We start from the raw sequence: 12,260 nt of genomic DNA on the forward strand, positions 1-12,260 counted from the left end.
TCGTTTTTTTTTATAAAATAAAATGGGGAGAGTGTATGAAAAATTTTTTATTATTATTTTTAATAATATTTTCCACTGGAATATTAGCTCAAGAGATAGAGAATAATGAGAAACAAACACAAGAAGAGTATATAAAAGGAAGAATTTTATATTTAGAGAGTACAAAAAAAAGTGGGTATAATGGACAGGATGGGATAAAAGAGATTGAAGAATATAGAGTAAGAATATTAGAAGGTGAAGATGAAAATAAAGAGATTTTAATTCAATCGCCAGTTTATTTAGAGAAAGCTTATAATATTTTTATAAGAGAGAATGAAAATGTAGTATTGTATAAAGAGCATGGAGAATTAGGTGATAATACATACTATATAGTAGATATTGATAAAAGAGACTCTATATTTTTAATAGTAGGTATATTTGTATTGTTAACAGTTATAATTGCCAGATATAAAGGAATAAAGGCGATTTTATCCTTAGTAATAGTAGTAGGGATAATATATAATATTTTTCTACCAATGATATCAAATGGCTATTCACCAATTTTGATTTCAACCTTATGTGCTTTATTATGTTCAACAATTACAATATTTTTGACAACAGGCTTCTCTCAAAAAGGATTAGTAGCAATACTAGGAGCAGTTTCAGGAGTAGTAATAGCAGGAATAGTATCAATGTATTTTTCATATAAAATGGCTATGACAGGTTTTGTTTCAGTAGAGGCATTAAATTATTCAACATTACTTCAGGGAATAAAAATTAGAGAAATAATATCAGCTGGAGTTATCTTAGGAAGTATGGGAGCAGTAATGGATGTATCTATGTCAATATCTTCAGCCCTTACAGAATTAAGAAAGAGAAGCGCTGATATAACTAAAAAAGACATTTTTGAATCAGGAATGAGAATAGGTGAAGATATTATAGGAACAATGGTAAATACGCTAATATTAGCGTATATAGGAAGTGGAATATTATCAACTTTATTCATATATTTACAAAAAGAACAATTTCCTTTAATTAGAATTTTAAATTTTGAATCAGTAGCAGCTGATATTATAAGAGCTTTTGCAGGAAGTATAGGAATTTTAGTTGCAGTGCCAATAACTTCCTATTTATGCTGTATTATATTTACAAAAAAAAATAGCTGAATTTCAGCTATTTTTTATTGTTCTGTGGGAACAAAGTGGTTAACTACATTATTCCATAAATTTTCTTTTTTTAAAATATATTCTATAAATTCTCTAACAGCTCCATCTCCACCATTTTTAGTTGAAATAAAATCAGAAATATTAAGAATTTCTTCAACTGAATCTTTAGGTGCTCCTGCTAGTTTACATTTTTTCATAACTGCCAAATCAATTAGATCATCACCCATATAAGCAACATTATCATAAGAAATAGAATATTTTTCTAATATTAAATCAAGAGTTGCTATTTTATTTTTAATTCCTTGATGAATCTCTTTTATTCCAAGTTCTTGACAACGTTTAGTAACTATTTGAGATGTTTTTCCTGTGATGATAGCAATCTCTTTACCTTGAGAAATAGCTTGGGTAATTCCTAATCCATCTTTAACATTAAAAGCTTTCATTTCATCACCAAGATTTGTTACATAAAGCTTACCATCAGTAAGAGTTCCGTCAACATCTAAAACAATAAGTTTAATCATAAAGCCTCCTCAAAAATAAAAAATAAAACTGGGGATGTCCCCAGTTTTACTTTAATAGCATCGATTATAAAGCGTTAACTTTTGCAGCTAATCTAGCTTTTCTTCTAGATGCTGTATTCTTTTTCATAATTCCTTTGCTTACAGCTTTATCTAACTCTTTATAAGCTACTGATAAAGCAGCGTTTGCAGCTTCAACCTCTTTAGTTTCTACTGCTACTAAAACTCTCTTAAGCATTGTTTTTACTCTAGATTTTACAGCTTGATTTCTCTCTCTGTTTCTCTCTGCTACTAAAACTCTCTTTTTTGCTGATTTTGAATGTGCCAAATCAAAAACCTCCCTTTAATTTTAAATAAAATTTTCATAACATAATAACATAAATAACGCTTTATGTCAATATGAATATCGTACGAAGTACAAGTATTTTAATTTGACAGGTAAGCATAAAAAGAGACACAATATTTACAATGGACCTAGAATATTTTAACATATTTATTAGGAAAAAAGAAGATAAATAAAAAAATAATTTATATTTTCTCAAAAAAAGAGTATTATATTGTAGTGAGAATATAATAAACAAAGAAAGGATAAGAATGAATATAGAAGATAAAATATCTTTAGAAGCTAGAGATAAAATGAGGCTAGAGATAGAAAAAGTCGATGGTAACGAAGTATTCTTCAGAGGGATTCCAGATGAAGAAGGAGTAGTAACAGAAGTCGAAGTATTAGCAAGAGGTAATAAGTATTCAGTACCTGCTATATTAAAAGGAATGAGAAAAGGTGAGGTAATAATCCATAATCATCCATCAGGCCATTTATATCCATCAGATCCAGATGTAGAGATTGCAGCTATATACTCAAATAAACTAGATGGTGGGTCTTATATCATAGATAATAAAGTATCAGATATATATGTTATAGTGGAGTTAATTCAAAAGAAAAATATAAAGATAGATATAAAACCGTATTTTGAAAAAAATGGTCTTTTGGCAAATGTATTTAAAGAGTTTGAATATAGAAATGAGCAGTTAGAGATGGCTGAGGTTATCGAGAATGGACTAAATACAGAGACAAAAGTAATTGTTGAGGCAGGAACAGGAACAGGAAAGACATTAGGTTATTTAATACCTGCTATAGAGTGGAGTATAAAAAATAAAAAAAGAGTTGTAATAAGTACAAATACAATAAATTTACAAGAACAACTTTTAAATAAAGATATTCCTATAGCTAAAAAAGTTATACAAGGTGATTTTAATTATGTTTTAGTTAAAGGAAGAGGAAATTACTTATGTAATAGAAAATTGCATAATGTAGCTACTGGAGATATTGTTGATTTTGAAGAATATAGTCAAAGTCAAAAATCTCAATTTAAAGAGGTTTTAAAATGGGGTGGTAAAACTGAGACTGGAGATAAGGCAGAGCTACCATTTGAAGTAGACTATTCAATTTGGGAACATTTCCAAAGTGAAAGTGATATGTGTGCAGGAAATAAATGTGCATTTAAATCAGAATGTTATTTTTTAAAAGCAAGAGATGAAAAGAAAAAAGCAGATATACTAATAACTAATCATCATATGTATTTTTCTGATTTAGCAATAAGAAAAGAAATAGGTTTTAATACAGAGTATTCAATTTTACCAGAATATGAATTAGCAGTATTTGATGAGGCACATAATGTAGAAAAAGTAGCGAGAGATTATTTTTCTTATGAAATTTCTAAATATGGTTTTACGAAAACTATGAATCAAATATACACAATGGAAAAATCTAAAAAAAGAGGAACAGGAAGTCTAGATGTTTTTATAAATTATTTGAAAAGTTGTGATTATGATGGAAAAAAAGGAATTGAATCAGATTTAGAGAATGATATTAAATTAAGACATCGAAATCTATTTAATTCAGGTAGAGCATATTTTAATTTTATAATTGAAATTTTTTCTAAAGGACAAATGAGTAGTATAACTTATAGATTAAAAAAGAATGAGTTTGAAAAAGCTGTTTTTTATAATCAATTAGATAATTTAAAAGATGAGTTTGTTGTTGATTTATCATCTTACTTAAAAAAAGTTAGAACAATTTTAGGTAAAATTAAAGATATTGAGGATAAAGAGGGGTATATAAGTGATTTCTCTAGATATATAGATAGATTAGATGGATTTTTTGAAAATTTAAAATTTATAAATTCACTGGATGATGATAAATTTATATATTGGGCAGAAGTAAATGGGAAAAAAAGTAATTCTAAGTTAGTTGCAACTCCTTTAAAAATAGATGGAGAATTAGATAAAAATCTATATGCAAATTTGAAACAGATGATTTTTACATCTGCAACAATAGCAATAGGAAATGATTTTTCTTATTTTAAAGAAAGTATAGGTTTAAAAGAAAAAACTTTAGAAAAAGTTATTCATTCACCATTTGACTATAATAATCAAATGACTGTATATTTACCTAAAGATTTATTGAATCCAAGTGACCCTAAATTTATTGATAGTATTAAAGATTTTTTAAAAAATTTAATATTGAAAACTTCAGGAAAATGTTTTATACTATTTACTTCGTATAGTACTTTAAACTATATGTATTATATGATAAAAGATGAATTAGAAAATGCTGGATTAAATCTTTTAATTCAAGGACAAGCACCGAGAACACAGCTCGTAAATTTATATAAAAATATAAAAAATCCTGTTTTATTTGGAACAGATTCCTTTTGGGAAGGTGTAGATATAAAAGGAGAGCAATTAAGTTCGGTAGTTTTAATAAAATTGCCATTTAAGGTTCCAAGCGATCCAGTAACAGAAGCAATAATTGAAAATATAACACAACAAAATAAGAATGCATTTGTAGAGTATCAAATTCCAGAGTCTGTAATCAAATTTAAACAAGGAATTGGAAGATTGATTAGAAGCAAAAGTGATAAAGGAATTGTTACAATATTAGATAATAGAGTAATAACAAAAAGTTATGGAAAATATTTTAAAGAAGCTATCCCTACTAAAAATATAAAAATACTGAGTAAAGAAGAGATTTTAAAAGATATTTCTAAAACCTAAAAGGAGTAACTAATATGAAAAAAATTGAGCTATTTGGTCTAAGTTTAACTTTTAAGATTAATAGGAAAAACGCAGACGATGCTGAATTATATACTAAGGATCATCATTTAAAAGAGAAGATTTTTTATTTAATTTTAATGATAATGCTAATAGTTATTAGTTCAAAAAGTGGCTATATAGTAAATAGACAAAAGTATGATGTGGGTGACGTAGCAATAAATGATATTTATTCACCTAAAAGTATTCTTTTTAATGATAGAGACAAAAAACAAGATATTATAAAAAATCTTATGGAAAATTCTAAAAAAGAGTATATATATGTACCACAAGCGGGAACTGTTTATATATCAGGAGCTGAGTATCTTTTTGATGAAATATTAAAGAAAAACTTTAAGAAAAATAAGTTATACCTAGATAGAGTTGAAGATATAATTGGAAAACAATTACCGCCTAAATTAATAACAGAATTAACCCAATTGAATAAAAAAGAATTACTAGAAACAAAAGAAAGAGTTATTGGATTTTTAACAAAGGCATATGCAACGGGTATTATAAGAGAAAAAGGAAGTTTAACAATTTCTCCTCCTAATGATGAATTATTTTTGGAGCTTCCAGAGTTTGACAAAAAAATTGTTGAAAATTTTTTAACAGCAAACTATATATACGATGAAACTAAAACTAAGAACTCTATTGCTGAAAAAATTTCACAAATAGATGACCAAATTTTAGATATAAAAGCAGGAACTTTACTTGTTAAAAAAGGAGATATTATAACTGATAGTAGAGCAAAGCTTTTAGAAGCTGTTGGAATTTATTCTTATAAAAAAAGTTTAGGTTTTTCCTTGGCAAACTTTTTGTACACGATTATTTTAACAGTTATATTTTATCCCTTGTTGGCTAATAAATTTAAAAAAAATATATTAAATAAGAGTATATACAGAAGTCTATTTTTGATATACACAATAGGGTTTTTAGCCTATAGATTTACAAAACCAGATCATTTATATTTTGTTCCTTTTGAAACAATGTATTTTTTAATGGCAATACTTTTTGCAAAAGACTTTGCTTTTTTAGCAACACTCATGGCAATTACATTTTTATTTCCAATTGTAGGATATGATCCTATATTTATTATTGTAACTTTTTTGGTTTGTTTAATGGGATCTTATTTGATAGAGAAAGTTACAACAAGGCAGGAATTGATTGCTTTAGGAATGAAATTAGCAGTGACAAAATTCTTCTTATATCTGTTATTAACTTATTTTATAGGAAGAGAGCAGAACTTAATTGTGTTACAAAGTGGAGAGATTGTTGTTTCAGGATTACTTTCAGGAATGTTAGCGATAGCAGTATTACCATATTTTGAAAGAACATTTAATATTTTAACAACATTTAGACTTTTAGAATTAGGAGATTTATCTCATCCTTTACTTAAGCTTTTATCTATGAAAGCTCCAGGAACATTTCATCACTCAATGATGGTTGCAACTTTATCAGAAGCGGCAGCGGAAGCAATAGGAGCAAATGCTATTTTTGCAAGAGTGGCATCATATTATCATGATATAGGAAAGATGAAAAGACCTAAATTTTATGTAGAGAATCAAGAAGGTGGAGAGAATCCTCATTCAAAAATATCTCCGTTTTTAAGCACTTTGATAATAACATCACATACTAAGGATGGTAACGAACTAGGAAGAGAGTATAAAATTCCAAGAGAGATTAGAGATGTTATGTTTGAGCATCAAGGAACAACAATGTTGGCATATTTTTATAATAAAGCAAAGCAATTAGATCCAACTGTTATAGAGGAGGATTTTAAATATGGAGGACCAATTCCAAGAAGTAAAGAATCGGCTATAATTATGCTAGCAGATTCAATAGAGGCAGCTGTAAGGTCATTAGATGAGAAAACACCAATAACTATTGAAAATATGTTAAGAAAAATTATTAATTCTAAAATAGAAGATAATCAATTATCTGAAGCAGCGTTGACATTTAAAGAGATAGAAATAATTATTAAAACTTTCACAAAAGTTTTAATGAGTATTCATCATGTCAGAATAAAATATCCAGGACAAAAATAAAAGGAGTTAATATGGAAGTAGTATTAGATTTTTCTCTAGAAATAGAGGGATATAATGAAATTATAAATGAAGAAGAAGTAAAAGAGTATATTTATGAAGTTTTAAACGATGAGTTTGAATCAGAAAAGCCAGTTTATATATCTGTAGCTTTAGTTGGAAATGAAGAGATTCAAAGAATAAATAGAGATTTTAGAGAGAAAGATAGACCTACAGATGTTATATCTTTTGCATATCATGAAACAGAGGATTATATGATTGGGCCATATGATACATTAGGAGATATAATAATATCTTTAGAGAGAGTTGAAGAGCAATGTAATGAATATAATCATTCATTTAGAAGAGAATTTTTTTATGTTCTAACTCATGGAATGCTACATCTTTTAGGATATGATCATATAGAAGAAGAAGATAAAAAAGAGATGAGAGCTAGAGAAGAAGAGATTTTAGGAAAATTTGGTCATACAAGAGATTAAGGAGGGGCTGATGAAAGATAAGGGGAATAAACAAGATGTAACACAAAGTTTTAATGTAGCAATAGAAGGAATAATAGAAACTATTAGAACAGAACGAAATATGAAATTTCATGCCTTTTGTACAATATTAGTTTTAATGATTTCAATTTTTCTAGGTGTAAGCAGAATGGAGTTAATTGTGTTATCAATTAGTATGTCCCTTGTTTTAGCAGCAGAGCTCTTAAATACTGCTATAGAAAGTTTTGTAGATTTAGTTTCACCAGAATATAATATTTTGGCAAAGAGAGCTAAAGATGTTGGAGCAGGAGCTGTTTTTATAGCAGCAAGTAATGCTTTAATAGTTGGATATTTAGTATTTCATAAAAGAATAGCTGGTGAGTTTGATAATTTTTTTGATTTATTAAAAGAATCTTATGCAAATGTAATAATATTTATAATAATATTTATAGTAGTATTAGTAATAGCAATTAAAAGTATTTTTAAAAAAGGAACTCCTTTAAGAGGAGGAATTCCTAGTGGACATAGCGCTCTTGGTGGAGCGCTTTTCATGGGAATATTTTTTTTAACACATGATGTTAGAGTATTTTATCTTTCTCTATTTCTTTTAATTTTAGTTCTACAATCAAGAGTAGAAGGTAAGATACATACAGTTTTAGAAACCGTAATAGGTGCCGCAATAGGAATGGGTGTTACATATCTTTTTCTATCTCTATTAAAAGTTTAAAATATTAGGAGGTATATAATGCAAAGAGCTAAAGACTATCTGTTGCTTAGTGTACTCTCTTATTGTAATTTTTCTCAAGAGGATTATAAAAAAAATTTAGATCAAATTTACAGAGAGAATGATTCATTAAAATTAGATAGTGATGGATTTTATTTTTCAAATTCAAATACAAGATATTTATTTTATGATTTTTTTAAAGATATTCTTCATAATTGGGAGATATTTTATGTAGAAAGTAAGAGAGCTTCTGATTTAGAAAGAGATTCAACAGGATTTTATAGTGTAGTTTTTAGAAATATTAAATATGATAAATATGTTATTTCTTATAGAGGTAGTGAGAAATATCCTATAGAAGATGCTTACAAAGACTTTATAGAAAATGATTTAAAAATTGGTTTAGGAGTTAAACCTGTACAATTTTATGATGGTTTAGAAGTGTTTAATAAAATTTATGATGAGTTTAAAATTCCTAAAGAAAAGATATCAATAACAGGACATTCTTTAGGTGGTGGAATTGCTCAGTTTGTAAGTATTATGGTTGACAAGGAGAGAGGATTTATTCCATATACATGTACTTGGAATGCTGTAGGAATAAATAGAGATGGGATTATAAACCTTCTAGATTTCTTTAACTATGATAGAATTTTAGATAAATTAAATTTAGATGATATTGAGAAACAATATTTTATTGAGTTTAAAAATGAGTATTTATCATTTTTTTTAAAAGAGTTAAAAAAGGGGAAAGTAATAAAAGATAGTAATACGCTACTAATAACAAGTAATGTTGAAATATCACCTCAAATAGATGAGGGATTTATAAAAAATTTTGTAAAGAGTACAAAATTTGAAAATTTATTAAGTAAATTATCAAATGATACAAAAAATACTTTGTTAGATAATAATAGGGTTTTTAATGCACTATTTAAAGTAGATAATTTAACTAATGAATTATTCCAAGCAGATTATTTTATTAGAAAAATTAAAGCTAATAAAGTTTATGAAGAAAATATAGTTAATTTTTGTCACTCTGAAGATTTGACAGTTTCTCTTTTCCCACATGTTGGTGCTGTTTATCAAGTTGATAAAAGTTTTTTAAGAAAAGAGATAAAGAAAAAAACTATTTTTTCTAGTTTTTTATTTTTTACAAAATCAGTTCAAGATTACCACTACCAAGATATATTCTTACCTTTTATTGAGGTTGAAGGTGAAAGAAGTGGAATGTTTAGTAAAAATTTATCAATTGGTTATTTAGGAACAATTATAAGAAAAATCTTAACACTTGAATATTGTGTGGAAAGAGAGTTATTAGCAGATTATTATAGTTTAATTTTAATAACAGATGAAAATTATAAAAAGATTAAATCTCAAATATTAAATGCAATAAAAAAATGTGGAGAAGATATTTTATATAAATCTCAAGCATATAATCAAATAAAAGATATGGATCAAGAAACTTTTTCGAAAGTTTGGGAAAATTTGAAGACAAAGCTTCCTAGTCCATATAGAATACAAGATATATATGATTTAATATTATTTTAAAAGGACATGAATTTCATGTCCTTTTATAATTTAAATATATTTACAATTAGTGGAACTAATACAGGCACTGATGTAGTTAGAACAACGCCTGAAAAAAATGCAATAACAGATATATCAGAACTATTACTTTTATTTATAACTGGAAGAAGAGTATCCATAGCTGTAGCACCAGCTGTAGATATAGATTCGAAACTTCCAATGGATTTAGCAATAAGAGGAATTGTTAAAATTGCAAGAACCTCTCTAAAAACATTACTTAAAAAGGCAACACTTCCAAGTTCAGGACTTATTTTTGTTAATTCAATGGCTGATAGAGAGTACCAACCAAGACCAGAAGAAACAGCAAGACCTTCTCCAATAGAGATAGGAAGAAATAAAGAGCCGACAACTCCACCTAAAAGAGAACCTAAAATTGTGGATATAGGAAGAAGCCATATTTTTTTACCATATTTTTTTAAATTAGAAAATACAGAAGAGTTATCTCCAATATCGATTCCAACGAAAAATAAAAGTAAGCAGAGACCTAAATCGATAAAAGTATCTGATGAATTAGATAAAAATGGAGTTTGAAAAAATAATCCTATAATAACTCCCAAAATAATTGATAAACAAATTCCCAGCATCTATTTGTCACCTCTTTTTCTAAAAAAAAATTTAGTAATAAAAATACTTCCTAAAATAGAGAATAATGCAATAACAATAGCTTGTAATCCAAGATTTGGAAATTCTTTTATAATTTTGTTATCACTACCAATTTTATAACCCATAACTCCTAATAAAAAGAAAAGAGAAAAGGATTGTAAAATAGCAGTTTTCATTTTTAATTTTAAAGGTATTAATTGGTATTTACTTAATAAAAACCCACAGCTTATAATGAAAATATATAATAAAATTCTTATCATAATTCCTCCTAGATATTAAATATAGTAGGAGTTTACCATAAAGATTATATAAAAATCAAATTTTGTAAAAAATAAACCTTTAAAAGGTTTGAAAAAAATAAAAAATAAAAAAATAAAATTAATTTATTTTTTTTATTAAAATTTATGTAAAAAATAAAAATAAATTTTTTTTATTTTTAAAAATTAAATCATTATAAATAAGAATAATTATTTTTATGTGAAATTAGAAAGAGTGAGAATTACTATTTTCTTATAAAATAACCATAAAAAGGTTTATTTTAAATATAATCAAAGGAATTTTCTTGTGATTATAATGAAAAATATATTTCAAATAACTAAAAATGTTCTAAAATAAGAGTTATTGACATGAAAAAGAAAATAGAGTATATATGTTATCAACAAGAAAAAATAAATGAGGAGGAATTATTATGTCAAAAGGATTTGCACCAGAACCATATAAAATAAAAATGGTTGAAAATATGGCTATTATGACTAAAGAAGAGAGAAAAGAGGCTATTGAAAGAGCTGGATATAATACTTTTTTATTAAAATCAGATGAATGTTATATAGACTTACTTACTGACTCTGGAACTAATGCCATGAGTGATGCTCAGTGGGCTGGGTTAATGTTGGGAGACGAAGCTTATGCAGGAAGTAGAAACTTCTACCATTTAGAAAAAACAGTACAAGAACTTTTTGGATTTAAATATGTAGTTCCAACTCACCAAGGAAGAGGAGCAGAAAATATTTTATCAACATTAACAATTAAGCCAGGGGACTATGTTCCAGGAAATATGTATTTTACTACTACAAGATTTCATCAAGAAAGAAATGGGGCGACTTTCAGAGATATTATAATAGATGAAGCTCATAATTCTCAAATAGATTTACCATTTAAAGGTAATGTAGATTTAAAGAAATTACAAGCATTAATAGATGAAGTGGGGGCAGAAAAAATACCATATGTTTGTTTGGCAGTTACAGTTAACTTAGCTGGAGGACAACCGGTATCAATGGCTAATATAAAAGCTGTTTCAGAACTAGCTCATAAACATGGAATTAAGATTATGTATGATGCAACTCGTTGTATAGAAAATGCTTATTTTATAAAAGCAAGAGAAGAAGGATATGCAGATAAATCTATAAAAGATATTGTAAAAGAGATGTTTTCATATGGTGATGGATGTACAATGAGTGGAAAAAAAGACTGTTTAACTAATATCGGTGGATTCTTATGTATGAATGATTATGAATTATATCTACAAGCGACAGCTACAGTAGTTCAATTTGAAGGAATGCCTAGCTATGGTGGATTGGCAGGAAGAGATATGGAAGCTATGGCAATTGGACTTAGAGAGGCTGTAAACTATGAATATATAAGTCATAGAGTTAATCAAATAAGATATTTAGGAGAAAAGCTAGATGCAGCAGGGGTACCTATGGTAAAACCTTATGGAGGACATGCAATTTTCTTAGATGCAAGAGCATTTTTACCACATTTAACTCAAGATGATTTTCCTGCTCAAGCTTTAGCAGCATCTATTTATGAGCATTCTGGTGTTAGAACAATGGAAAGAGGAATTATATCAGCAGGAAGGGATGTAAAAACAGGAAAAAATCATTATCCTAAATTAGAAACAGTAAGATTAACAATTCCAAGAAGAGTTTATACATATGCTCACTTAGATTATGTAGCAGATACAATAATAGAACTGTACAAAAATAAAGAGCAAATAAAAGGATTAAAGTGGGAGTATGAACCAGCTTGTTTAAGATTTTTTACAGGAAGATTTTCACAGAAATAGATAATAAAAA

General features: G+C 27.1%; 11 protein-coding genes. 7 read left to right on the forward strand and 4 right to left on the reverse strand.

Annotation, left to right across the window (positions count from 1 at the left end; all coding sequences use genetic code 11):
* The first annotated feature begins 35 nt into the window (after window positions 1–35).
* Window positions 36–1,145: a YibE/F family protein gene (locus H5J23_RS05335; RefSeq protein WP_185891235.1), complete on the forward strand. Its 1,110-nt coding sequence runs from the start codon at window positions 36–38 to the stop codon at window positions 1,143–1,145.
* Between the two features lie 14 nt (window positions 1,146–1,159).
* Here the strand turns inward: H5J23_RS05335 and H5J23_RS05340 are convergent, their stop codons facing one another.
* Both H5J23_RS05340 and rpsT read right to left on the reverse strand, forming a co-directional pair.
* Window positions 1,160–1,666, reverse strand: coding sequence for an HAD family hydrolase (locus tag H5J23_RS05340; RefSeq protein ID WP_023051108.1), 507 nt, complete (start codon window positions 1,664–1,666; stop codon window positions 1,160–1,162).
* Between the two features lie 64 nt (window positions 1,667–1,730).
* Window positions 1,731–1,991 carry a 30S ribosomal protein S20 gene (gene rpsT, locus H5J23_RS05345; protein WP_023051107.1) on the reverse strand — a complete coding sequence of 87 codons (261 nt, stop codon included), beginning with the start codon at window positions 1,989–1,991 and terminating at the stop codon, window positions 1,731–1,733.
* Window positions 1,992–2,257: 266 nt separating this feature from the next.
* Between rpsT and H5J23_RS05350 the strand changes: the two genes are divergently transcribed.
* The 5 genes from H5J23_RS05350 to H5J23_RS05370 are packed head-to-tail and all read left to right on the forward strand — an operon-like array spanning window position 2,258 to window position 9,543.
* Window positions 2,258–4,720 (forward strand): ATP-dependent DNA helicase, encoded by a 2,463-nt coding sequence (locus H5J23_RS05350; protein WP_023051106.1) that lies wholly within the window; start codon window positions 2,258–2,260, stop codon window positions 4,718–4,720.
* A 14-nt stretch (window positions 4,721–4,734) separates the two neighbouring features.
* Window positions 4,735–6,804, forward strand: coding sequence for an HD family phosphohydrolase (locus H5J23_RS05355; protein ID WP_023051105.1), 2,070 nt, complete (start codon window positions 4,735–4,737; stop codon window positions 6,802–6,804).
* Between the two features lie 11 nt (window positions 6,805–6,815).
* The gene (ybeY, locus tag H5J23_RS05360) at window positions 6,816–7,280 is read left to right on the forward strand and encodes an rRNA maturation RNase YbeY (protein ID WP_023051104.1); all 465 of its coding nucleotides are present in this window, start codon (window positions 6,816–6,818) and stop codon (window positions 7,278–7,280) included.
* 10 nt (window positions 7,281–7,290) lie between these two features.
* Complete coding sequence (locus tag H5J23_RS05365; protein ID WP_040407514.1) at window positions 7,291–8,004, forward strand: diacylglycerol kinase; 714 nt, start codon at window positions 7,291–7,293, stop codon at window positions 8,002–8,004.
* An 18-nt stretch (window positions 8,005–8,022) separates the two neighbouring features.
* Entirely contained in the window at window positions 8,023–9,543 is a 1,521-nt protein-coding gene (locus H5J23_RS05370) for a hypothetical protein (RefSeq protein ID WP_023051102.1), read from the forward strand.
* A gap of 23 nt (window positions 9,544–9,566) precedes the next feature.
* On the opposite strand, the gene H5J23_RS05375 is transcribed toward H5J23_RS05370, so the two are convergent.
* Together H5J23_RS05375 and H5J23_RS05380 are read right to left on the reverse strand one after the other, a co-directional pair.
* Window positions 9,567–10,166, reverse strand: a complete 600-nt coding sequence (locus tag H5J23_RS05375; protein ID WP_185891237.1) for a lysine exporter LysO family protein — start codon at window positions 10,164–10,166, stop codon at window positions 9,567–9,569.
* Entirely contained in the window at window positions 10,167–10,445 is a 279-nt protein-coding gene (locus tag H5J23_RS05380) for a LysO family transporter (RefSeq protein WP_185891240.1), read from the reverse strand.
* A gap of 428 nt (window positions 10,446–10,873) precedes the next feature.
* Here H5J23_RS05380 and H5J23_RS05385 point away from each other — a divergent pair, with 428 nt between their 5' ends.
* Window positions 10,874–12,250 carry a tyrosine phenol-lyase gene (locus tag H5J23_RS05385; protein WP_023052256.1) on the forward strand — a complete coding sequence of 459 codons (1,377 nt, stop codon included), beginning with the start codon at window positions 10,874–10,876 and terminating at the stop codon, window positions 12,248–12,250.
* The last annotated feature ends 10 nt before the right edge of the window (window positions 12,251–12,260 follow it).

It is taken from the genome of Cetobacterium sp. 2G large (assembly GCF_014250655.1).
Lineage (GTDB): Bacteria > Fusobacteriota > Fusobacteriia > Fusobacteriales > Fusobacteriaceae > Cetobacterium_A > Cetobacterium_A somerae.

What these genes read in the sequence shown, in the direction of transcription:
- H5J23_RS05355 (WP_023051105.1), top strand. Translation starts at nt 4,735, where the DNA reads ATGAAAAAAATTGAGCTATTTGGTCTAAGTTTAACTTTTAAGATTAAT.
- H5J23_RS05350 (WP_023051106.1), top strand. Translation starts at nt 2,258, where the DNA reads ATGAATATAGAAGATAAAATATCTTTAGAAGCTAGAGATAAAATGAGG.
- H5J23_RS05340 (WP_023051108.1), bottom strand. Translation starts at nt 1,666, where the DNA reads ATGATTAAACTTATTGTTTTAGATGTTGACGGAACTCTTACTGATGGT.
- H5J23_RS05370 (WP_023051102.1), top strand. Translation starts at nt 8,023, where the DNA reads ATGCAAAGAGCTAAAGACTATCTGTTGCTTAGTGTACTCTCTTATTGT.
- H5J23_RS05365 (WP_040407514.1), top strand. Translation starts at nt 7,291, where the DNA reads ATGAAAGATAAGGGGAATAAACAAGATGTAACACAAAGTTTTAATGTA.
- H5J23_RS05375 (WP_185891237.1), bottom strand. Translation starts at nt 10,166, where the DNA reads ATGCTGGGAATTTGTTTATCAATTATTTTGGGAGTTATTATAGGATTA.
- H5J23_RS05385 (WP_023052256.1), top strand. Translation starts at nt 10,874, where the DNA reads ATGTCAAAAGGATTTGCACCAGAACCATATAAAATAAAAATGGTTGAA.
- H5J23_RS05335 (WP_185891235.1), top strand. Translation starts at nt 36, where the DNA reads ATGAAAAATTTTTTATTATTATTTTTAATAATATTTTCCACTGGAATA.
- ybeY (WP_023051104.1), top strand. Translation starts at nt 6,816, where the DNA reads ATGGAAGTAGTATTAGATTTTTCTCTAGAAATAGAGGGATATAATGAA.
- H5J23_RS05380 (WP_185891240.1), bottom strand. Translation starts at nt 10,445, where the DNA reads ATGATAAGAATTTTATTATATATTTTCATTATAAGCTGTGGGTTTTTA.